The following is a 20350-nucleotide window of genomic DNA, read 5'->3' on the forward strand; positions in this document are numbered from 1 at the left end:
CAAAGGCGGGCCATCATTCCCTGATCAGGCGCTCGCGGTTCTTTGCCTTGTCGAAATTTTTGGCGCGGTCAAGGCCGTTCAGTGCAATCAGCTTCGCCGAGACGAGATCGGCGCCGTCGAAATCGGCGTCGATGACGATCGCGCCCGTCAGATCGGCTCCGCCGAGTTGGGCGTTCTTCAGTGATGCGCCGCTCAGATCGGCGCTCCTGAGGACTGCGAATTCGAGGTCGACGCGCGACAAATCGGCGTTGCGCGCGTTCAGCCGTTCCAGATTGGCGGATCTCAGCACCGCGCGCATCAGCCCCATCGACTGGTTGCGCATATCGGCGCCCAGATTCGCGTCCGCGATCGAAGCGCCGACCAGGCTTGCGCCGGTGAGATCGGCAGCGATGCGCGCTCCTGACAGGTTCGCGCCGTCGAGACGCGCGCGGGCCATTTGCGAGGCGAACAGATTGGCGCCCTTCAGGCTTGCGCCGGTAAGATCCGCATCCAGCAGCCACGCCTGATCGAGGATTGCACGGTCAAGCCTGGCGTCTCGGAGTATTGTCTTGTTGAGCCGCGCGGCGCGGAAGACCGCGTTGGACAGGTCCAGCCCCGAGAGATCGAGGCCCGACAGGCGTTTGCCGGTGAAATCGGCAGGCTGCGCGGCGCTCGCTTTGGCCAGCACGGCCTCGACCTCTGGCCTGGTCATTTCGGACGAGACCATCGCGGGGGAGGTGAGGTCGACGTCGCGCATCATGTCCTGCGCGCCCGCCGTCATCGTGACGAGTGCAAGACCAAGCGTTGCCAGCGTTGAGAGGGCGACCGTCCGCGTCATCATCGACTCCGCCGCCGGCCCAGTCTAGCACGTCCGCCAGGCGACCGGCTATGAGACATCTCGCTCAGTGCGGTCGCCTTGAGTTCGTTGGGCGAGGCCGGCCTTGATCGCCGCAATCTCGGCTTCGCCGCGTCTGTCGCGCGGGATGCCGATAGGCACCTCGGCCACGATACGCGCGGGGCGCGGCGACAAGAAGAACAGGCGGTCGCCGAGCCGAACCGCGTCATCGAGACTGTGGGTGACAAGCAGCGCCATCACCGGACGGCTGGCCACCAGCGTCGCGATCTCGTCGCGCAAGCGGCCGGCGAGCGCGTCGTCGAGCGAGGCGAGGGGCTCGTCGAGCACGAGGAGATCGGGCTCGACTGCGAAAGCGCGGGCGAGCGCGACGCGCCGGGCAAGGCCGAGCGACAACTCGCCGGGAAAGTGGCTGCGATGCGCTTCCAGCTCCAGAATCCTGAACAGTTCGGACAGCTTCGCCTCGGTCACGTCGGGCGCCGCCAGCCGCACATTCTGCTCGACCGAACGCCACGGCAGCAGCCGCGGCTCCTGAAACACCATGCCGATCCGCGCCTGCGGTGGACGCGCAACGTGGCCCCTGAATTCGCTATCGAGCCCCAGGATGATGCGCAGCATCGTGCTCTTGCCGCAACCGGAGGGACCGATGAGCACGCCGACCTCGCCGGATTGAAGCGCGAATTTGAGCGGCGCCAGCACCTCGTGCATTCCGCCCGCGGCACTCCTGAACGTCTTGCCTGTGATCTCGACCTCAAGCCGCACGGGGGCGCCACCTGTTTGCGCGGGCTTCAAACGGCTGCACCAGCAAGGTCTCGATGACGAGCACGACCGCGGCAAAGGTCAGCGAATAGGCGAGCAGCCGCGGCGTGTCGAACAGCTGGAAAGCGACGCCGATCTCGAAGCCGACGCCGTTCGGACGTCCCAAGAGCTCGGCGACCAGCACGATCTTCCACACCAGCGACAGTCCGGAACGGGCCGAGGCTGCGATGTAAGGCGCAAGCTGCGGCAGCACGACATGGCGGAACGCGCGCCAGCGCGGCATCGCGAACACGCTCGCCATCTCGTCGAGCGAGCGGTCGAGCGCGCGGGTGCCCTCGCGCAGGGTGACGACCGCGGTCGGCAGCTTGTTGATGGCGATCGCCGCGATCGCGGCGGCCTCGGTCAGGCCGGCCCAGATATAGGCCAGCACGATCACGACCAGCGCGGGCAAATTGAGTAGCAGGATCAGCCAGGGATCGCCGAGCTTATCCGCGAGCCTGACCCGTCCCATCAGGTAGCCGATGGCGCTGCCGAGCGACATCGCCAGCACGAAGGCGAGGGTCACGCGCGCCAGCGTGGCGCCGAGATGCAGGAACAGCGCGCCAGATGAGGCTTCCGCGATCATCACCTCGAGCACGGCCGGCGGGGAGGGCAGCTTCGCGCCGCCGACGAACAGCGCGGCAATCCACCAGATCGCGAGAAACAGGGCGAACGACAGAAGACGCAGCACCTCAATCTCCGGGGACCGCGTGATAGAACGTGCCCGGATCGAGCTCGGCCGCCGGGCCGACGAGGTCGCGGCCGCCGATCTCGGCCAGCACGCGGTAGAGCACGCGCGCGTCTTTCTCCTCGTCGTCGATGCTCCGGCGCGGAATACCGTCGCGATAGCGGTCGCGATAGGTCTTGAGCATGGCTGCGTCGGACGTGCCGGTGAGCGGCGCGATCTTGTCCCAGGCTGCATCCGAGGTCACCAGAAGCTGCTTGGCCTTGCGCGTCATCGCGATGAATCGCGCCACGGCGTCGCGATGGCTCGCGGCCCAATTCTCGTCGAAGACATAGCCGACGGCGGAGACAGCGCCTTTGGCACCGAGCTTCGGCAGAATGTCCTCGATGCCGGCGAGGCGGCGAAATCCCTTGGCCTCGAGCTGGGCACAGAAATTCCAGAAATTGAGGCTCGCCTCCATCTCGCCGTCGAGCGCCTTGGCGGCGATCAGGGGCGGGGCGCCGTAGGCGATGGTCGCCTCCGACTTCAGGTCGATGCCGTCCTGCTTCATGCTCGCCTGGAGCAGCAGCCAGCTCTTGTCGATCGCCCCGCCGGCGACCGCGAGCTTGCGCCCCTTCAGGTCGGCGAGCGTCTTGATCGGAGAGGATGCGGGTACCATCACTGCGCCGAGCGCGCTGGAATAGGGATAGAAGGTGAGCTTGGCACCGAGCGCGCGCTCGCGCGACACCCACAGCCAGTCTGACAGGATGATGTCGGCGCTGCCTGCGCGCATCGCGATCTTGCCGGCCTCGGTGCTCGCGAGCTCGGTGACCTCGAGCGAAAGGCCCGCCTCCTTGTCGAGGCCGCTCGCGCGGATCGCGGCCAGCTCCCAGGAGAATGTTCCGGTTTTCTGCACCGCAAGGCGGATCGAATCCGCGGCGCGGCCGGGTGCGGCCAGCGATAGCGCCAGCGTCGTCGCGAGCGCCAATGTTCGACCAAGTGCCCTTATCACGCCAAGTGCCCTTATCACGCCAAGTGCTCTCATCACCTTGTGAGCCGTTTCCTCTGATAGAGTGCTTTTCAGGACAATACGCATAGCATAGCTTTGCTCGCAACCCGCGGGAGGATGCGCATGAAACTGGCCGGACAGCTACGACCGATTGTCGCCGCATTGACGGTGCTGGCGGCGACCTCGTGCGTGGCGCGGGCCGAGGAGGCCAATGATTATCCGACGTCGGCACGCGCGGAGTACGTCTATGGCTGCATGAAGGCCAATGGCGAGAGTCGGCAGTCGATCGAGCAATGTTCCTGCTCGATCGACGTGGTGGCCTCGATCGTCACCTATGAGCGCTACGTGACCGCCGAGACCGCGCTCAGCATGTCCCAGGTCCGCGGCAATCTCGGCGTCCAGTTCCGCACCTCCGAGCAGGCGAACACGGCAGTGAACGATTTGCGGCGGGCGCAGGCGGAAGCCGAGGTGAGGTGTTTTTAGCTATAGCCGCGGAAACGGTGCAATCCCTTCTCCCCTTGTGGGAGAAGGTGGCGCGGAGCGCCGGATGAGGGGTATCTCACCGCGCGCTCATCTGAGGAGAAAGACCCCTCACCCGGCTCGCCGCTATGCGGCGAGCCACCCTCTCCCACAAGGGGAGAGGGGAATTAGCATAAGCGGTGCTAGCTACGTCCCCGGCTTCTCCACATCCCACTCATTCCGGAACACGTGCCCATCCGTGTCCTTTGCTTCCGCGCGGAAACGCTTGGCGCCGTTGGAGACATAGGTGAAGCGCAGATTGGGATCTTCCGAGATCGAGATGCCGCCTTCCATCGACAGCACCGGGCTGTCGTCCTGCGTCAGCTTCAGCTGGTTGACGAAGAAGGCGGGAATGTAGAGCTGCGTGACCTGGTCCATCTGAAGGCCGGAATTGTTGGGATGGCCGATCATGATCTGCGCTTCGCGGATGCGGCTCGCGGGCGCTTCCTCGCGCGCGAATTGCCTGTAGCGCATCTGGCCGAGCCGGTTTTGCGCCTCCTCGGCGTTCTTTCCTGCCGGCGCCGAGCAGCCGCCGGAGGCTTTCACATAGACTTTCGAGACATAGAGCTGGCCATCGCTGAGCTCGGCCACCGCGTGCACATCGGTGTAATTGTTGACACGCACGCGCGTCGAGATCTCGGTGACATTGGCGTCGGAGCCGAGCTCGAACTTCGCCGCCATCGGCGCCGGGTTACGGTCGATCACGAGCGTGATCGAACGGATACGGCGACTGTCTGCGGGCGACAGCTTGCTGCGCAGGGTCACCGGCACGATCGCCGCGTCCTCTGCGCGATACGGCATCTCGATGCCGATCACGCCGCTGCCGTCGTTCATCGCACGGCTATTGAAGATGTCCTGCACCAGGCCCGGCCAGGGATCGTCGGCCTCTTCAGCCTGCGCCGGCACGGCGAAGGCGATGCCGAGCAGTGCAGCGATCAAGGGCAGGTGGCGTGTCCATCGGGTCATGGTCATGATCCTCCGAGTCAGCGAAGCTGATCTCGTTCCGGAGTCAGCGAAGCTGATCTCCTGCGCCTATCGTAGCGCGCCTGCTACTCCCATTCAATTTCCGAAAATGCTGCAGTTGCGTTCCGGGCGTTGTAATCGCCGAACAACTCCCAGCGCGGCCGCTCCTGTGCAGCCGCCTTGTCGGCGGCGGCTCGGATCGGCTCGCCATTCTTGTTCAGCGTGCGCACGTCGGACAACAGCGTTGACAGGTAGCGCCGCTCATCGGCCAGCGCGGCAGGCCAGTCGCTCAGGGGGCCGTGACCGGGAACGACGCGTTGCGCCGGGATGGTCTCCAATTGCTTCAACGTGTCGAGCCAGCCGCGGATGCTGCCGTCCATGACCGGAATGTGGCGGAGAAAGACCAGGTCGCCCGCGAACAAGGTTTTTGTCGACTCGTCGTACACGGTGACGTCGCTGTCGCTGTGCCCGGTCCGCCAGGCGCGCAAGATGAGGCGGCGCGACCCGAGATCGAGCGTCATCGTGTCCGAAACCAAGAGGGTCGGGGCAATGATCTTCACGGGATCGATCAACGCGCTGCCCATGATGCGGCGAAAATTGTCGAGATAGTAGGGGCCGCGCGTCGCGAGCGCCTGCGGCAGCTTGCTGTGACCGACGAAGCTGGTGCCACCGGCGGCGAAGGCCGCGTTGCCGAAGACATGGTCGGGATGGCCGTGGGTGTTGATGACATAGCGAATCGGCTTGGGCGTGCGAGCCCGCACGGCGGCCAGCAGGGCCTCGCCTTCGCGGAGGCTGCCGCCGGTGTCGATGACGGCCACCGCATCATCGCCGACGATGAAGCCGACATTGGCAATGTCACCCTCGTTCTCGCGGGTCATCAGGGCAATGGCCCCGGAGTGTACGAAGATTCCCGCTGCGACTTCGCTCACAGGCAATTCGGCCGCCCCGGCCCGTGCTAGCGTTACGATCCCCAGCAGGGACAAGGCTGCGATCACTCGAGCGATGCGAGACACTTTTCCGCCTCAGTTCAAAGGGTTGCTGCATTGCACTGCAACAAAGCAAAGCCAGCGAAGTCTGGCAAAACATGGCGCGTCATGCGTTGCATGGATAGCATTCAAACAAAACGAGGAGGAAGCGCGATGACGGAGGCCGGACGACATCGTCGCTGGTTGTTTTCACTGGGGGTCCTGGTTGCGTCCTGTGCGTTCGGCGATGTCGCCATCGCGCAGACCAATGACAGCGGCGACCTCTCGTTCGAGCTGGTCGACCCGAACGTGCTGCGCGTCTGCGCCGATCCGCGCAATCTGCCGTTCTCGAACGAGAAGGGCGAGGGGTTCGAGAACAAGCTGGCCGAGCTGTTTGCCGACAAGCTCAAGAAGAAACTCGACTACGTCTTCTTCCCGCAGGCCACCGGCTTCGTGCGGATGACGCTGGGCGCGCATCGCTGCGATGTCATCATGGGTTTTCCGCAAGGCGATGACGTCGTGCAGGGCACCAATCCCTATTACCGCACGTCGTACGCGCTGGTCGCCAAGGCCGGCAGCGGGCTCGAGGAGGTCGATACGCTCGAGGACCCGAAGCTGAAGGGCAAGCATGTCGGCATCGTCGCCGGAACGCCGCCGGCGACCAACATGGCCATTGCCGGCCTGATGAGCGATGCAAAACCCTATCCGCTGATGATCGACACGCGCTACGACAATTCGGCGCAGGCGATGATCGACGACCTCGCCGCCGGCAAGATCGACGCCGGGGTGCTGTGGGGACCCATGGCCGGCTATTATGCGAAGAAGATCGGCTCGCTTCACGTCACGCCGCTGGTGAAGGAAACCACGGGGCCGAAGCTGGTCTATCGCATCGGCATGGGCGTGCGTCCCGCCGACCAGAACTGGAAGCGACAGCTCAACAAGCTGATCCAGGAGAACCAGGGCGAGATCAACAAGATCCTGGTCGACTTCGGTATACCGCTGCTCGACGAGAGCAATCGGCCGCTCAGCGCGGAGACGGCCAAGAAGTCGCAATGAGGCGGCCTCTTGCCGCTGCGCTCGTCGTTGCCGCGTTGGCGGTGCCGGCATCCGCGCAGCAGCAGGAGCCGTTCGAGCCCGAGGGTTATCGCGCCGACAATTATCGCGCACCGGTGCCGGCGACGCTTGCGGGCGCGCGCGTGCTCAACACGGTGGAAGCCGAAGCGATCTGGCGCGCCAAGAGCGGCGCGTTCGTCGACGTGCTGCCGCGCCCGCCGAAGCCGAAGAACCTTCCCGCAGGCACGGTATGGCGTGATGCGCCGCGCAAGAACATTCCGGGCAGCATCTGGCTGCCGGATACCGGCTACGGCAGTTTGCCGCCGGCCATGGACGATTATCTCCAGCGCGGCCTCGCACAGGCCTCGCGTGGCGACAAGGCCGCGCTGCTGGTGATCTATTGCCTCGCCGATTGCTGGATGTCCTGGAACGCCGCCAAGCGCGCGCTGGCGTATGGCTACTCCAACATCGCCTGGTACCCCGATGGCACCGACGGCTGGGAGCGCGCCAAGCTTCCGACAGAGGAGGTGCAACCGGAGCCGCGGCCGGAGCAGTAGACGTCGTCATGCCCGGGCTTGTCCCGGGCATCCACGTTCTTCACGCTGCGTGGCCAAGCGTGGATGGCCGGGACAAGCCCGGCCACGACGGCGGTGCGAACGGGGAGAGGCGAAGCAAGCGCCTACTGCTTCTGCAGCTTCGTCAGCGTGCCCGTGCCGTTGTTGTCGGTCGCAGAATAGTTCACCCTGTCGCCGGCATGAACGGCCTCCAGCATCGCGGCGTCCTTGGTTTTGTACTCCTGGAGCGCGCCGGCGCCGCCAGCGCTACCACCGACGGTGCCCTTCTGCGTCTGCTGGATCGAGATCGTGCCGTTGAGCCGATCGATCCGCATGACCATTCCGGTCATGTCGTCGGCAAGAGCGCTGGTTGCAAGCATGCTGAGGGCCGCAGCGCCCGCAAAGATGAATCTGGTGGTTCCCATCGAGGCCTCCCGACGTCTTGGAGTTCACTTCGACAAGCCATCCTAGATCGATTTGGTTCCGGCAGATAGCCGGGCAAAGGTTAACCGGGCCGATCCGGGAACCTTGTCGTGGCCTCCAGCGAGGCGGGCGCTATTCCATTTCCTGCTGGATCACGCGGCCAAGTGCGAACAGGCGCTGGTCGATCGTGGTGGGAACCTCGCAGACGAATCGCACGACCTTGTTGCGGTCCTCGAAAATGCGGGTCTTCCAGATCAGTTCGTTGCTGAGCGTTTCGACCTTGGCCTCGTCGCGCGGCGTCGCGCCCTGCAGCGCCTGAAGGGCGATCGCCTCCTCGCGAATCTTGTCGGCGGCCTCGCGCTGCTTGCGGCTGACGCGTTCGAGCCCGGCCATCACCTGGGAGCGCTGGGCATTGAGCGTGTCGAACAGGCCGGCGAACAGGAGCTTCGCCTTCGCGGTCTTGTCAGTGGCGGAGGCGGCCAGAAATTCCTTCACGGACTTTTCGGCCTCATCGAGCGGCGTTTTGCGCGCCGATAGTTTTGCGACCAGTGCGCTGACCTTGGCGTCGTCTTTCCATGTGTTCTGGACGTCGTCGAGCGCCGGGCCGGCCCAGACGGCGGCAAGCGAAATCTCCGGCACCTTGGCCTGGGTGCAGGGCCAGTCGGGATAGCGTGGATCGGCCGCGCGCGCGGCCGTGCCCGACAGCGCCAGCGCCACAACAGCCATCGCCAGAACCTTCATCCTTCGCCTCCTGCGGGCCCCCGTCGCGCCAGCCCACGCGAGGGATCATAGGCCAGAATCGCGCCGATCATGAAGACGATTGTGCAAGCCGCGACCACTGCCAGCGAGATCCAGTTGATTTGCCCGTAGAGCGCAAAACGGATCAGCTCGACCGCATGGGTGAACGGATTGGCCTCGCAGAGGTAGTACAGATAGGGGCTGCCCTCCTGCACCCGCCACAGCGGGTAGAGCGCGGACGAGGCGAAGAACATCGGGAAAATGACGAAGTTCATGACGCCTGCGAAGTTCTCGAGTTGCTTGATGCCGGAGGAGATCAGCATACCGAGCGAGCCCAGCATCAGCCCGGACAGGATCAGCGCCGGCAGCACGGTCAGATAGCCTGACGACGGCGGGGTGATGTCCCAGAACCAGGCGATCAGCAGGAACGCATAGACCTGGAGCAGCGACACCGCCGTGCCCGCCAGCAGCTTGCAGAACAGCAGGAACCCGCGCGGCAGCGGGCTCACCAGCAGCGTGCGCATGTTGCCCATCTCGCGGTCGTAGACCATCGAGAGCGAGGATTGCATGCCGTTGAAGAGCTGGATCATCGCCATCAGCCCGGGCGCGATATAGACCTCGTAGAGGATGTAGGTCTCGTAGGGCGGGATGATGGAGATGCCGAGCACCTGACGGAAGCCGGCGGCGAAGATGAACAGCCACACCAGGGGCCGCACCAGCGCCGAGACGAAGCGTTCGCGCTGATGCAGGAAGCGCAACCCCTCGCGCCAGACGATGCCGGTAAGGCAGGTGAGGTACTCCTGGACCGAGAAGCCGCGCGGCACCTCGCGCGTGGTGATGCTGCTCATGCGCCGCCTCCCGGCATGGTTTGCGCGCCGGTCAGGCGCATGAAGGCGGTGTTGACGTCCTGCGCGCCGGCCTCGGTGACGACGCGGCTCATCGGCCCCTGCGCCAGCACCTTGCCCTGGTGCAGCACCACGAGGTCGTCACTCGGCATGATCTCGTCGAACAGATGCGTGGCCCAGAGCACGCCGATGCCTTGCTCCGTCACGAGTTGGCGGACCTGGCTGATGATGTCGGCGCGCGCCTTGACATCCAGGCCGACGGTCGGCTCGTCCAGCAACAGCAGTCGCGGCCGGTGCAGCAGCGCCCGCGCGATCTCCAGCCGCCGCATCTGGCCACCGGAGAGATCGCGCACCTTGCTGCCGGCGCGGTCAGCGAGCCCGATGCGGCCGAGCAGCTCGGCGCTGCGTGCGGCGGCCTCGCTCCGGCTGATGCCGTGGAGGGCTGCGTGATAGAGCAGGTTCTGGGTCAGCGACAGGTCGAGATCGAGCGTACGTGGCTGGAACACGACGCCGAGCAGCCGCAGCGCCTCGCCGGGGCTCTTGCTGATGTCGTGGCCGAAAATGCCGACCCGGCCGCTCTGGATGCCGAACAGGCGCGTGATCAGCGAGAACAGCGTGCTCTTGCCGGCGCCGTTGAGGCCGAGCAGGGCGGTAAAGCTCGCCGGCTGCACGTTGAAGGAGACGTTGATCAACGCACGCCGCTGCCCATAGGCATGACTGACGCCGTCGATCGACAGCGCCGGCACCGCCGCCGCTTCTAGCTTCGGCGCCTCCTGTGGCCCGGGAATCGGAGCGGGGCTGGTCATGGCGCGATCGTGATGCCCCAGGGCAGTTCGCCCACCTGAATCGTCTTGATCACCTTTTGCGCGGCGACGTCGATGACGGAAACGTCGTTCGACACGCCGTTGGTGGTGAGCAGATATTTTTCGTCGGGCGTGAACGCCATGTGCCAGACCCGCTGCCCGACCAACAGGTATTTCGTCACCTTGCGCGAGGCGACGTCGACCACGGCGATGCGGTTGGCGGGGCCGAGCGCGATGAAGGCGGTCTTGTCGTCCTTGGTCATGCCGATGCCGACCGGCTGGATCGCCTCTTTCCTCAGGCCCGGGATCTCGAAATTGACCTTGCCGATCACCTCGTGCTTCTTCGGGTCGATCACCGAGACGGTGCCGCCGATCTCGGAGGAGACCCACACTTCGGAAGCATCGTGCTTGAACTCGGCAAAGCGCGGCCGCGCATCGACCAGCACGTTGGCGACGATCTGGCGCGACGCCGTGTCGATGAAATGCGCCATGTTGGTCGTTTCCGACGTGTTGATCAGCGTCTTGCCGTCGGGACTGATGGTCATGCCCTCGGGCTCGACGCCGACCTGGATGTCGCCGAGCCTGGCGCGCTTCTCGAGGTCGATCACGGTCACCGTATTGTCGTTCTCGTTGGCGACGTAGAGGATCTTGCCGGCGGCATCCTGCGCGAACAATTCCGGATCGGGTCCGGAGGGCAGGCTGTCCACCACGGCTTGCGTCTTGGCGTCGATCACCTGGATGGTGTCGTCGTCGCCGACGGCGACCATCACGAATTTGCCGTCGCGCGTGAAATCGATGCCGCGCGGGCGCTGGCCGACCTTGATGGTCTTGGTCACGGTCCAGCTCTCGGTGTCGATCACCGTGACCGTATTGCTCTTCTCGTTCGAGACATAGGCGATGAACGCATGCGCAGGTGCCGCCGCCAGCGCCAGTCCGGACAGAAGCCCCACACGCCACATGCGCAACATTTGCGTTCTCACTTCAGCTTGCATTTGCTCTCCGGACGATCGTAGCCGAGCGTGTCGAGCTCGGAGACCTGGTGCAGGAAACCCTCCTGCGGCGACACCGACACCACCATGCGGCCGTCGACCAGCAGGATCGGCTGGCGCAATTGCAGATTCCAGTCGCGCAGGGTCAGCCGCGTGCCCTTGAAGGCGGCCACCGAAAAATCCGGGCCCTTGATGAAATCAGTCACCTTCTTGACGTCGCCCGAATTGGTGCGCGAGGTGGCTTCGCCGATCATGCGGGCCGCGGTCCAGGCCTGCATGTCGAGCGCGGTCATGCGCCGCGCGTTCAGCTTGACGAAGCGGTTCTGCATCTGGATCGCGCCCCACTGGTCCTGCGATGCGTCCCAGCTGCGCGGCACCAGGCCGGCCGAGCCCGCAACGGGGCGGGGATCCCAGGTGCGATAGGGCAAATACGCGCCGAACACCTCGCTCTCGTCGGCGGCGACCAGGACGTCGTAAGCAGGCGCGCCTTGCGTGAACACCGGCATCTGGCGCTGGATCAGCGTCACGCCGCTATCGGTGCGGCGCGCGCCGCCCTTGTCCTCGAACGTCTTCTCCTGAACGATCTTGGCGCCGAACCGCGTGGCGGTGCGCCGGACTGCATCGGCGAACAGCTTATCTTCATCATGCGAGCCGACCACGAGCAGCCAGCGCGACCACTTTTTCCAAACCAGATATTGCCCGAGCGCATCCGCCAGCATTGCGCGCGTCGGTGCGGTGTGGATCACGTTGGCGCGGCAATCGGCCTCGCGCAGCCGCTCGTCGATCGCCCCCGCGTTGAACAGCAGCGTGCCGCGGTCGCGCAAGGCGTCCGAGACTTTCAGCAGCGCATCGGCGGGCAGGTCGGCGATGATGAAGCCGTTCTTCTCCGCGAGCGCGGTCGCGGCCTGGACGACGTCCTCGCCTTCCTTGATGCGGCGCTCTTCCAGCGCGAACCGCTGGCCCAGGAATTTGCCGGTGGTATTGTTGTCCTCGATCGCGAGCCGCGCGCCGGCGAGGCCGTCATTCTCCGCAGGCTGCTCGACCAGCGACAGTGTGGATCTGGTGCCGGCGACGCCGAGATAGCCGACGCCGATCAGGGCAGGCTCCGCCGCGAGCGCGCTCGTCGCAGCAAGACCTAAGCCAATCAGGCCGGCCAACCATCGGATCATGTTTCCTCCAAGCGTTCTCCCCCGCTTGACCGCCGGTAGAGAATTGTCTCTGCTTCAAGCATGACCAATTTGTCAGGGCATGCAACCCCGCATTTCGTCCCCGCGCGTGCGAGGCCTGGAATCACGATCATGCGAGCATTGATGATGATCGCCGCTTTGCTGTTGACGCCTTCGCTCGCGCGCGCCGATCCACCCAAGCTTGCCGTGTTCGATTTCGAGCTGATCGACACCAGCCTGCCCGGGGAGTTCTACGGCTCCAGGCCCGAAGAGGCGCGGCTCGTGCTCATCAGCGAGCAGCTGCGCAAGGAATTGACGGAGTCCGGCAGGTTCCAGGTGCTCGACATCGCGCCGGTCAGGGATGCCGCCCGTCACGCCAACTTACAGGCCTGCGGCGGCTGCGATCTCAAGTTCGCGGGCGAATTGGGCGCTGACCTCGAGATCACCGGCATGGTGCAGAAGGTCTCGAACCTGATCATCAATCTCAACATCTATTTGCGCGACGTGAAGACCGGCAACATGATCGCCGCCGCGAGCGCCGACATGCGCGGCAACACGGATGAAGCCTGGACCCGCACGATGAGCTACCTGATCCGCAACCGGCTATTGGCGCCGAATTACGGCAAGCGGGAGTAGGATATTCTCTCAGCGAGTCTGGAATCGTAGGGTGGGCAAAGGCGCACTTGCGCCGTGCCCACGATCAATCAATGATTCGAGAGAAATCGTGGGCACGCTTCGCTTTGCCCACCCTACGATACTGCGCTCGCGGAGAGATACCCCTCATCGCAAGGGGAGAAGGAAGAAAGACATCACCCCTTCAGCTTCTCCGCATGCCAGTGCAGATGATCGCCCATGAAGGTCGAGATGAAATAATAGCTGTGGTCGTAGCCCGCCTGACGCCGCAGCGTCAGCGGGATGCCCGCCTTGCTGCAGGCGGCTTCGAGCAGCTCGGGCTTCAGCTGTTCTTTGAGGAAATTGTCGGCCTCGCCGACGTCGACCAGGAAGCCCGAAAACTTCGCGCCATCCTCGATCAGCGCCACCGTGTCGTGGCCGCGCCAGGCGTCCTTGTTCGGCCCGAGATAGCCGGTCAGCGCCTTGGTGCCCCAGGGCACGAGCGAGGGCGCCACGATCGGCGCGAAGGCGCTCGCGGCGCGATAGCGGTGCGGGTTGCGCAGCGCCACCGTCAGCGCGCCGTGGCCGCCCATCGAATGGCCCATGATCGATTGCCGTTTGGCGTCGACGGGAAAATTTCCCGCGATGAGCTTGGGCAATTCGTCCGTGACATAGCTCCACATCCGATAATTGCGCGCGAACGGCTCCTGCGTGGCGTCGACATAGAAGCCGGCCCCTAAGCCGAAATCATAGGCATTGTTGGCGTCGCCCGGCACGTCGGCGCCGCGCGGTGAGGTGTCGGGCGCGACGAAGATCAGGCCGAGCTCGGCGCAGGCCTTGCGGAATTCGCCCTTCTCGGTGACGTTGGCATGGGTGCAGGTGAGCCCGGACAGATACCAGACCACGGGCAGCTTGGCGCCGTCGGCATGCGGGGGAACATAGACCGAGAACACCATGTCGGTTCCGGTCGCCTGGCTGGCATGGCGATACACGCCCTGCACGCCGCCGTAGGATTTGTTGGTCGAGACAGTCTGAATCGTCATGCCTTCACTCCGTGGCATCTCACCACATCAATATTGCAACGCTTGTGTGACCGAATTTGTGGCAGCTGCCCGCGTCAGGCAACACCGCTGTCGATCGCCAGCCGCACCAGCTCGACCGAGGTCTTCACCCCGAGCTTCTGGCGCATGATCGACGAGGTGTTGGCGACCGTCTTGTAGGACGATTGCACCAGCCAGGCGATCTCGGACAGGCTCTTGCCGGCGCTGAGCAGCCGCAGGATCTCCATCTCGCGCGCATTCAGCTTGGACAGCGGGCTTTGCGCCAGCGTCGGCCCCGCAAAGGCGATGCTGCGCGCGATCGCGCTCGGCAGGTACGTGCCGCCGCCGCCGACGGCGCGAATCGCCTCGACGAGGTCATCAGGATCGCCGGTCTTGGAGACGTAGCCCTTGGCGCCGCATTCGATCGCGCGCGCGGCAAAGGCCGGGTCGTCGTTCATGCTGAACATGATGATGCGGGCCTCGGGCGCGCGCTCGAGGATGCGGCGCGCGAGCTCGAAGCCGGAGACGGTCGGCAGATTGATGTCGATGATGCAGAGGTCGGGGCGTTCGACGATGAAGACGCACTCGCCGTCCTCGGCGTCGGCGGCCTCCAAAATCTCGATCTCGCCCTCGTCGGCCAGCACGGCACGGCAGCCGGAGGCGACAATGGGATGATCGTCGACGATCAGAATGCGCATAGGCGTTTCCTTGTGACAGCGTCGGCCTGTTTCGCGCCCGGCCGGGATTGCTGTACGCTTCCGATTAGATATCCGCCGCTTCGCCGCTGTCAACGTCATCGGACAGCGGCGGGCAAGGCTTCGCGAGGCACGGGCGACACCAATGTGGCAAAATCTATCCTTGCGCGGGCGCATCAACCTCTTGCTGGCGCTGCTGCTGGCGCTGGGGCTCGCCGTGAATATCGGCCGCCAGGTCGCCGAGGCAGGTCCCCGCGTGCAGGCCGAGGACCAGAGCGTGATCCGGCTCGCGCGCGAATTCATCGAGATGATCGTGGCCGATCTCAACGAGGCGCCAGATCCGGATGCCAGGCTGAACCAGATCGCGCGCGATCTCAGCCGCCTGCGCCATGTCAGCATCACGCTTCGGGACACCGGCGGCAATGCGCAGACGCCGCCCCGGCTTGACACTGACGCCGACACGCGCGGGCCGCCGGCCTGGTTCGTCAGCCTGGTCCATCCCGAGCAGACCGCAGTGAGCGTGCCGGTCTCGATCCATGGCAAGCCCGGATCGCTCCTGATCACCTCGCATCCCGATGACGAGATCGCGGAGATCTGGGACGGCATCGTGACCCAGCTCGAGGTCGGCACGGCGATCGCGCTGGCGCTGTTTTTCCTGATGATGAAAGTGGTCGGCCGGGCGCTGGCCCCGCTCCAGTCTCTGGCGGAGGCAATGGGGAAGCTCGAAGGCGGACATTACGAGGCCCGCGTCGCGCCGGGCGGCGCGCCGGAGCTCGCCGCAATCTGCACCAAGCTCAACCACCTTGCCGCAACCCTCGGTGAGGCGGTCGAGGACAAGCGGCGCCTCGCCGAGCGGGCGGTGTCGCTCCAGGACATCGAGCGCAAGGAGATCGCGCGCGAGCTCCACGACGAGTTCGGGCCGTATCTGTTCTCGCTGCGGGCGCATGCCGGCGCCCTGGCGAAGCAGGCGGATGGACGCGTCCCGAATGCGGAGGCGGTGCGAAAACATGGCAGCGCCATGCTGGAGCAGATCAACGCGCTGCAGCAGTTCAACCGCCGCGTGCTGGAGCGCCTCCGCCCCGTCGGCCTTGCCGAGCTCGGGCTGCGCCAGGCGCTCGAGTCGCTGTCGCGGCTGTGGCGGGAGTCGCATCCGGATGTCGCGATCGAGACCGTGATCTCGCCGTCGCTCGGGGTCACCGGCGAGACCGCCGATCTCACCATCTATCGCATCGTGCAGGAGGCGCTCACCAACGTGTTCCGCCACGCCGGCGCGACCTCGGTCAATGTCGTCATCGAGCCGGCGCAGCAGATGGCGCAGGACGGCCGCTGCTGCGCGCGGGTGCGGGTCAGCGACAATGGCCGCGGCATGGAGCCGGGCCAGAAGCTCGGCTTCGGCCTCGTCGGCATGCGTGAGCGGATTCTGGCGCTGGGCGGCACGCTCAACGTCGTCTCCGGCGATAGCGGTTTGACCGTGGAAGCGCTGGTTCCGACCGCGGCCGCCTGATCGCTCTCCCGAGGTGATCGGGAAAAATTCCCGATTTGGTCGGGAAAACGGGAGCGGATAGCGCCCGATCTTTTGTGGCTGGCGTGCGACCGGCCGCTGATTACACTTCGTCTCAACCAATCGGCGAAAATCAAAACAGCCGGTGGTCACGGATGGGAAGGCGGGGATGGGCAAGGTTCTTTCGTTCAAGCGTCGTTTGTTGATGGCCTCGGTGTCGACCGGTCTGGTGTCCGGGGTGGTTTTGGCGGGCCCCGCCGGGGCCGCGCAAGACGAGGAGACCAACGTCCAGAATCTGCCGCCGGTCGAAGTGGCGGCACCGCCGCCGTCGGTGGCGAGGCGTACCGCGCCGACGCGACCCGTCGCGCGCATCGGGGCAGCGTCGTCCGCCGCGCCGAAGACACGGCTTTATGTCTACCCGACCTCGCCGGGCATCGGCAGAGGCCTCGATGTCGACAAGGTCCCGTCGGCGATCAACGCCGTCGATGCCAGCCAGATCAAGCGCACCGGTTCGCTGAACGTCACCGACGCGCTGCGCGACAACATCGCCGGCGTCAACATCACCGAGGTCACCGGCAATCCGTTCCAGCCGGATGTCGAATTCCGTGGCTTTGTCGCTTCGCCCGTGACCGGCACGCCGCAAGGCCTTGCGGTGTATCAGAACGGCGTCCGCATCAACGAGGCCTTCTCGGACGCGGTCAATTGGGACCTGATCCCCACCGCCGCGATCAGGTCGGTGACGCTGGTGACCAACAATCCCGCCTTCGGCCTCAACGCGCTCGGCGGCGCCATCAACCTGCAAATGAAGGACGGCTTCACCTATCAGGGCGCCGAGATCGACGTCATGGGCGGCTCGTTCGGCCGCGTCCAGGGCTCGGCGCAATGGGGCAAGCAGGTCGACAAGAACTACGGCGTCTATGCCGCGCTCGAAGGCCTGCGCGACAATGGCTTCCGCAATTTCTCGCAATCAACGGTGCGGCGCTTCTACGGCGATGTCGGCTACAAGGCCGGCGACAGCGAATTCCACGCCAATATGGGCGTCGCCAAGAACGATTTCGGCGCCAGCGCCACCGTTCCGGCCGAACTGCTCGACAAATATTGGGGCGCGACCTACACCACGCCGCAGACCACGTCCAACCGCGTCGGCTATCTCAACCTGACCGGAAAGGCCGATCCGACGCCGACCTGGACGCTCGAAGGCACCGCGCATGTGCGCAGGTACGAGCAGAAGCTCGTCGACGGCAATCCGACCGATGTGCAGGAATGCGCCGTTCTGGGCCTGTTGTGCTTCGGTGACGATGCGACGCCGGCCAACGGCACCAATGGCGCGCAGCTCGTAAATCCCTATCCGCTCGGAACCATCCTCGGCGAGATCGACCGGAGCACGATCCGTTCGACCACCTTCGGCGTATCAGGGCAGGCCACCAACACCGATCAACTGTTCGGGCACGACAACCGCTTCGTGATGGGCACGACCTATGACGCCAGCGTCACACGCTACAACGCCACCGCCGAGATCGGCTCGATCGGAGAAAATTACGTCGTCAGCGGTAGCGGCCTATTCCTGGGGCCGACCGGTCAGCCGGAAACAATTGCCGGTCCCGTCTCGCTGCGGACCGTCAACCAATATAACGGCCTGTATGCGATGGACACGTTCAACGTCACGGATGCCTTCGCCGTCACCGGCGGCGGCCGCTTCAACGTGGCGCGCATCAGCCTGGAGGATCAGCTCGGGACTGATCTCAACGGCGATCATACCTTCACCCGCTTCAACCCAGTGATCGGCGGCACCTACAAGATCACGCCGGGGCTGACTGCCTATGCCGGCTATTCCGAGGCCAACCGCGTGCCGACGCCGCTCGAGCTCGGCTGTTCCGATCCGGCCCGTCCCTGTTTGATCGCGGCGTTTCTGGTTTCCGATCCGCCGCTCAAGCAGGTCGTGTCCAAGACCGTGGAGGCAGGCCTGCGCGGCACCAAGGAGCTGAACATCGGCACCCTCGGCTGGAAGATCGGCGGCTTCCGCGCCACCAATTATGACGACATCGTCGCGGTGCCCGTGGTCGGACGGACCGGCTTCGGCTATTTCTCCAATGTCGGCCGGACCCGCCGGCAGGGCCTCGAGGCCGAGGTCAACATCAAGTCGCCGACGCTCCAGTTCCAGGCAAGCTACGCCTTCGTCGACGCGCGCTTCCTCGATCCGCTGGAACTCGGCTCCGAAAGCCCGTTGGCCGACCCGGCCAGCGAGACCATCCAGGTCAGGCCCGGCAACCAGCTCCCCGCGATCCCGCGCCACCGCATCAAGGTCGGCATCGACTATGCGGTGACCGACGTCTGGAAGGTCGGCGGCAACGCGCTGTTCGTCTCCAGCCAGTACCTGGTCGGCGACGAGTCGAACCAGTTCGCGAAACTGCCGTCCTATACCGTGTTCAATCTCCACACCTCCTACCAGGTGGCGAAGAACATCCAGCTCTATGGCAAGGTCGACAACATCTTCGACAAGCGCTACGCGACCTACGGCCAGTTCTTCGACACGGGAGCCTTGCCCAACTTCACCAACGGCGGCAACGACTTCACCGATCCGCGCTCGCTGAGCCCGGCGAGGCCACGCGCGTTCTACGCGGGCATGCGGGTGACGTTCTAGGCGCGAAGGCGCAGCCGGCCGCGCCGGGGCAGAGAGTTCCCCGCCGCCTCGGGCGGACGGCTTGCGTAGAATGTCCTGCCTCCGGCATCATGCGCCCGGAGGCTCGCTTTGCCGTGTCGTTGAAAAATCCGGGTGCCGTCGCTGCTATCGTTTCAGCGCTCCGACATGTTTACGGCGATGAGGTCGCCCGCCTCATGCTCGTCGAGGGCATGAGCCTGGCCGACCTGATCGATGCGATGTTTTCTGCGCCATTGACGCATCGCGAGGCCGTTCGAGATATCACCGACGGATTGGACGATTTTGTCATTTCACCAGACCTCGGTCTCATGTGGCACCTCAGGTACATCTACGCAGACGAGCCCGGCTCCCTGCACGTCGTGGACATGGAAATCGCCACGCCGAATGGCACGCTGGCAAGCAGAGACGTCTGGCTTCGTCTGGTCTCCTAAAGGCAAGCCGTTTTCGCTGCCAATCCTTCGGCTTGGGAAGCGCCGACAGCTTGCAGGCCGCGCTCTGCGACTGACAAACCGGGAGTTGGCGCGAACCGGATCTTAGTCCCGGCTCAGCCGTTCTCTCAGGAATTCGATGAAGCGTTGCGTCTTGGCGGGGAGCAGCCGGGTTTCGGTGACCGCGTAGATGGTCATCGGCAAGCCCTGCCATTGCGGCATGATACGGCGTAGTCGGCCGGCTGCGACTTCATCGGCGACGATCTCTTGCGGCATGAACGTGATGCCCATGTCGAGCGTCGCCAGGCGGCGGAGCATGCCGATGCTGTTGAGGTGGAAACGGCCGCTGACGCCGGCTTCGACCGTTTGCGTTCCGTTTTGCAGCGTCCAGCTGCCCACCCTGGTCTGGCAGAGACATTGATGGTGCGCGAGGTCCGCCGGTTCGTTCGGCTCGCCGTTCTCTTCGAGATAGCGCGGCGAGGCGTAGAGATGGCCGTGCAGGCGAGCGAGCGGCCGCGCGATCATATGGGAGGCCTCGGATTCTCCGACGCGGATCGCCAGGTCGTAGGGCTCGGAGACCAGATCGACGCGCCGCGGCGTCAGGTCGAACTCGAAATCGATGCCGGGATATTGCCGTGCGAATTCGGTGATCAACGGCGCCAGATAGGTGTTGGCGAAATCCACCGGCAGTGAGACGCGCAGCAGTCCGCTCGGCCGCGCCAGCATCTCGCCGAGTTGCTCGTGCGCCAGGCGCGCTTCGTCGACGATGCGCTTGCAGCGCTCGAAATAAAGCTGGCCGGCTTCGGTCAATTCGATCCTGCGCGTCGTCCGGTTCAGCAGGCGAAGCCCGATTTCCTTCTCTAGGAGGCCGATCCGTCGCGACAGGGTGGAGTTGGGCATGTCGAGGATCGCCGCGGCGCCCCGGAAGCTCCTGGCCTTCACGACCTCGACGAAGAGCGCCATGTCGTTCAACAGCTCCATCGAATTATCCCATATGTGGATCAATCTGTTCCATTATATGGCATTTATTCCATTGGCTGGAAGCTCCATCTCCCTTCTCTGCATCACCGAGAAGGAACTCGCCGTGAATTCAC

At 64.8% G+C, this 20350-nt stretch carries 22 protein-coding genes; 7 read left to right on the plus strand and 15 right to left on the minus strand.

The genetic code is table 11. The features are described from left to right. Nucleotides 1–13 precede the first annotated feature (13 nt). The 4 genes from XI04_RS00730 to XI04_RS00745 are packed head-to-tail and all read right to left on the minus strand — an operon-like array spanning nucleotide 14 to nucleotide 3306. Nucleotides 14–817 (minus strand): pentapeptide repeat-containing protein, encoded by an 804-nt coding sequence (locus XI04_RS00730; protein ID WP_028142698.1) that lies wholly within the window; start codon nucleotides 815–817, stop codon nucleotides 14–16. Between the two features lie 48 nt (nucleotides 818–865). After that, nucleotides 866–1594 carry an ABC transporter ATP-binding protein gene (locus XI04_RS00735; RefSeq protein WP_271610407.1) on the minus strand — a complete coding sequence of 243 codons (729 nt, stop codon included), beginning with the start codon at nucleotides 1592–1594 and terminating at the stop codon, nucleotides 866–868. After that, a complete protein-coding gene (locus XI04_RS00740; RefSeq protein WP_028142696.1) occupies nucleotides 1584–2321 on the minus strand; it encodes an ABC transporter permease in 738 nt (245 codons plus the stop codon). Before XI04_RS00740 ends, XI04_RS00735 begins: the two co-directional genes overlap by 11 nt. Before the next feature lies 1 nt (nucleotide 2322). After that, nucleotides 2323–3306 (minus strand): ABC transporter substrate-binding protein, encoded by a 984-nt coding sequence (locus XI04_RS00745; RefSeq protein ID WP_038974486.1) that lies wholly within the window; start codon nucleotides 3304–3306, stop codon nucleotides 2323–2325. Nucleotides 3307–3426: 120 nt separating this feature from the next. Between XI04_RS00745 and XI04_RS00750 the strand changes: the two genes are divergently transcribed. Beyond that, nucleotides 3427–3786: a hypothetical protein gene (locus XI04_RS00750; protein ID WP_271610408.1), complete on the plus strand. Its 360-nt coding sequence runs from the start codon at nucleotides 3427–3429 to the stop codon at nucleotides 3784–3786. Between the two features lie 183 nt (nucleotides 3787–3969). Here XI04_RS00750 and XI04_RS00755 read toward each other — a convergent pair whose 3' ends face one another. Further along, nucleotides 3970–4788 (minus strand): quinoprotein dehydrogenase-associated SoxYZ-like carrier, encoded by an 819-nt coding sequence (locus XI04_RS00755; protein WP_028142694.1) that lies wholly within the window; start codon nucleotides 4786–4788, stop codon nucleotides 3970–3972. An 83-nt stretch (nucleotides 4789–4871) separates the two neighbouring features. Beyond that, nucleotides 4872–5798: a quinoprotein relay system zinc metallohydrolase 2 gene (locus XI04_RS00760; RefSeq protein ID WP_271610409.1), complete on the minus strand. Its 927-nt coding sequence runs from the start codon at nucleotides 5796–5798 to the stop codon at nucleotides 4872–4874. Between the two features lie 126 nt (nucleotides 5799–5924). Here XI04_RS00760 and XI04_RS00765 point away from each other — a divergent pair, with 126 nt between their 5' ends. Further along, on the plus strand, nucleotides 5925–6806 hold the full coding sequence (locus XI04_RS00765; protein ID WP_038973399.1) for a substrate-binding domain-containing protein: 882 nt from the start codon (nucleotides 5925–5927) through the stop codon (nucleotides 6804–6806). Then, entirely contained in the window at nucleotides 6803–7360 is a 558-nt protein-coding gene (locus XI04_RS00770) for a PQQ-dependent catabolism-associated CXXCW motif protein (protein ID WP_152102581.1), read from the plus strand. Before XI04_RS00765 ends, XI04_RS00770 begins: the two co-directional genes overlap by 4 nt. A 122-nt stretch (nucleotides 7361–7482) precedes the next feature. Here XI04_RS00770 and XI04_RS00775 read toward each other — a convergent pair whose 3' ends face one another. The 6 genes from XI04_RS00775 to XI04_RS00800 all read right to left on the minus strand — a co-directional run bounded on the left by XI04_RS00775 (nucleotide 7483) and on the right by XI04_RS00800 (nucleotide 12324). Further along, nucleotides 7483–7782 (minus strand): copper-binding protein, encoded by a 300-nt coding sequence (locus tag XI04_RS00775; protein ID WP_028142690.1) that lies wholly within the window; start codon nucleotides 7780–7782, stop codon nucleotides 7483–7485. Between the two features lie 130 nt (nucleotides 7783–7912). Next, nucleotides 7913–8521 carry a hypothetical protein gene (locus XI04_RS00780; protein WP_028142689.1) on the minus strand — a complete coding sequence of 203 codons (609 nt, stop codon included), beginning with the start codon at nucleotides 8519–8521 and terminating at the stop codon, nucleotides 7913–7915. Then, on the minus strand, nucleotides 8518–9366 hold the full coding sequence (locus XI04_RS00785) for an ABC transporter permease (protein WP_028142688.1): 849 nt from the start codon (nucleotides 9364–9366) through the stop codon (nucleotides 8518–8520). The genes XI04_RS00780 and XI04_RS00785 overlap by 4 nt, the downstream gene beginning before the upstream one ends. Continuing rightward, entirely contained in the window at nucleotides 9363–10169 is an 807-nt protein-coding gene (locus XI04_RS00790) for an ABC transporter ATP-binding protein (RefSeq protein WP_028142687.1), read from the minus strand. The genes XI04_RS00785 and XI04_RS00790 overlap by 4 nt, the downstream gene beginning before the upstream one ends. Then, a complete protein-coding gene (locus XI04_RS00795) occupies nucleotides 10166–11134 on the minus strand; it encodes a YVTN family beta-propeller repeat protein (RefSeq protein ID WP_212475596.1) in 969 nt (322 codons plus the stop codon). The genes XI04_RS00790 and XI04_RS00795 overlap by 4 nt, the downstream gene beginning before the upstream one ends. A gap of 8 nt (nucleotides 11135–11142) precedes the next feature. After that, nucleotides 11143–12324, minus strand: a complete 1182-nt coding sequence (locus XI04_RS00800; protein WP_271610410.1) for an ABC transporter substrate-binding protein — start codon at nucleotides 12322–12324, stop codon at nucleotides 11143–11145. Between the two features lie 60 nt (nucleotides 12325–12384). Between XI04_RS00800 and XI04_RS00805 the strand changes: the two genes are divergently transcribed. Continuing rightward, nucleotides 12385–12957, plus strand: coding sequence for a DUF3280 domain-containing protein (locus tag XI04_RS00805; protein ID WP_271610411.1), 573 nt, complete (start codon nucleotides 12385–12387; stop codon nucleotides 12955–12957). Nucleotides 12958–13130: 173 nt separating this feature from the next. Here XI04_RS00805 and fghA read toward each other — a convergent pair whose 3' ends face one another. Further along, nucleotides 13131–13976, minus strand: a complete 846-nt coding sequence (gene fghA / locus XI04_RS00810) for an S-formylglutathione hydrolase (RefSeq protein WP_028142683.1) — start codon at nucleotides 13974–13976, stop codon at nucleotides 13131–13133. A 74-nt stretch (nucleotides 13977–14050) separates the two neighbouring features. Next, entirely contained in the window at nucleotides 14051–14671 is a 621-nt protein-coding gene (locus XI04_RS00815) for a response regulator (protein ID WP_018320706.1), read from the minus strand. Nucleotides 14672–14813: 142 nt separating this feature from the next. On the opposite strand from XI04_RS00815, the gene XI04_RS00820 reads away from it, so the two are divergent. The 3 genes from XI04_RS00820 (at nucleotide 14814) to XI04_RS00830 (ending at nucleotide 19259) form a co-directional block, all read left to right on the plus strand. Next, complete coding sequence (locus tag XI04_RS00820) at nucleotides 14814–16172, plus strand: histidine kinase (protein WP_028142681.1); 1359 nt, start codon at nucleotides 14814–14816, stop codon at nucleotides 16170–16172. Nucleotides 16173–16338: 166 nt separating this feature from the next. Continuing rightward, on the plus strand, nucleotides 16339–18810 hold the full coding sequence (locus XI04_RS00825; RefSeq protein WP_212429334.1) for a TonB-dependent receptor: 2472 nt from the start codon (nucleotides 16339–16341) through the stop codon (nucleotides 18808–18810). An 89-nt stretch (nucleotides 18811–18899) separates the two neighbouring features. Further along, nucleotides 18900–19259, plus strand: coding sequence for a hypothetical protein (locus tag XI04_RS00830; protein ID WP_038949203.1), 360 nt, complete (start codon nucleotides 18900–18902; stop codon nucleotides 19257–19259). Nucleotides 19260–19361: 102 nt separating this feature from the next. On the opposite strand, the gene XI04_RS00835 is transcribed toward XI04_RS00830, so the two are convergent. Beyond that, entirely contained in the window at nucleotides 19362–20237 is an 876-nt protein-coding gene (locus XI04_RS00835; protein ID WP_038973577.1) for a LysR family transcriptional regulator, read from the minus strand. Nucleotides 20238–20350 lie beyond the last annotated feature (113 nt).

The sequence above is a fragment of the Bradyrhizobium sp. CCBAU 11430 genome (assembly GCF_028128855.1).
GTDB lineage: Bacteria > Pseudomonadota > Alphaproteobacteria > Rhizobiales > Xanthobacteraceae > Bradyrhizobium > Bradyrhizobium ottawaense.

Bases quoted from the DNA above. Each gene is read 5' to 3' on its own strand.
- XI04_RS00730 (WP_028142698.1), bottom strand. From the start codon at position 817: ATGACGCGGACGGTCGCCCTCTCAACGCTGGCAACGCTTGGTCTTGCA.
- XI04_RS00750 (WP_271610408.1), top strand. From the start codon at position 3,427: ATGAAACTGGCCGGACAGCTACGACCGATTGTCGCCGCATTGACGGTG.
- XI04_RS00755 (WP_028142694.1), bottom strand. From the start codon at position 4,788: ATGACCCGATGGACACGCCACCTGCCCTTGATCGCTGCACTGCTCGGC.
- XI04_RS00765 (WP_038973399.1), top strand. From the start codon at position 5,925: ATGACGGAGGCCGGACGACATCGTCGCTGGTTGTTTTCACTGGGGGTC.
- XI04_RS00770 (WP_152102581.1), top strand. From the start codon at position 6,803: ATGAGGCGGCCTCTTGCCGCTGCGCTCGTCGTTGCCGCGTTGGCGGTG.
- XI04_RS00775 (WP_028142690.1), bottom strand. From the start codon at position 7,782: ATGGGAACCACCAGATTCATCTTTGCGGGCGCTGCGGCCCTCAGCATG.
- XI04_RS00780 (WP_028142689.1), bottom strand. From the start codon at position 8,521: ATGAAGGTTCTGGCGATGGCTGTTGTGGCGCTGGCGCTGTCGGGCACG.
- XI04_RS00785 (WP_028142688.1), bottom strand. From the start codon at position 9,366: ATGAGCAGCATCACCACGCGCGAGGTGCCGCGCGGCTTCTCGGTCCAG.
- XI04_RS00790 (WP_028142687.1), bottom strand. From the start codon at position 10,169: ATGACCAGCCCCGCTCCGATTCCCGGGCCACAGGAGGCGCCGAAGCTA.
- XI04_RS00795 (WP_212475596.1), bottom strand. From the start codon at position 11,134: ATGTTGCGCATGTGGCGTGTGGGGCTTCTGTCCGGACTGGCGCTGGCG.
- XI04_RS00800 (WP_271610410.1), bottom strand. From the start codon at position 12,324: ATGATCCGATGGTTGGCCGGCCTGATTGGCTTAGGTCTTGCTGCGACG.
- XI04_RS00805 (WP_271610411.1), top strand. From the start codon at position 12,385: ATGACCAATTTGTCAGGGCATGCAACCCCGCATTTCGTCCCCGCGCGT.
- fghA (WP_028142683.1), bottom strand. From the start codon at position 13,976: ATGACGATTCAGACTGTCTCGACCAACAAATCCTACGGCGGCGTGCAG.
- XI04_RS00815 (WP_018320706.1), bottom strand. From the start codon at position 14,671: ATGCGCATTCTGATCGTCGACGATCATCCCATTGTCGCCTCCGGCTGC.
- XI04_RS00820 (WP_028142681.1), top strand. From the start codon at position 14,814: ATGTGGCAAAATCTATCCTTGCGCGGGCGCATCAACCTCTTGCTGGCG.
- XI04_RS00825 (WP_212429334.1), top strand. From the start codon at position 16,339: ATGGGCAAGGTTCTTTCGTTCAAGCGTCGTTTGTTGATGGCCTCGGTG.
- XI04_RS00830 (WP_038949203.1), top strand. From the start codon at position 18,900: ATGCGCCCGGAGGCTCGCTTTGCCGTGTCGTTGAAAAATCCGGGTGCC.
- XI04_RS00835 (WP_038973577.1), bottom strand. From the start codon at position 20,237: ATGGAGCTGTTGAACGACATGGCGCTCTTCGTCGAGGTCGTGAAGGCC.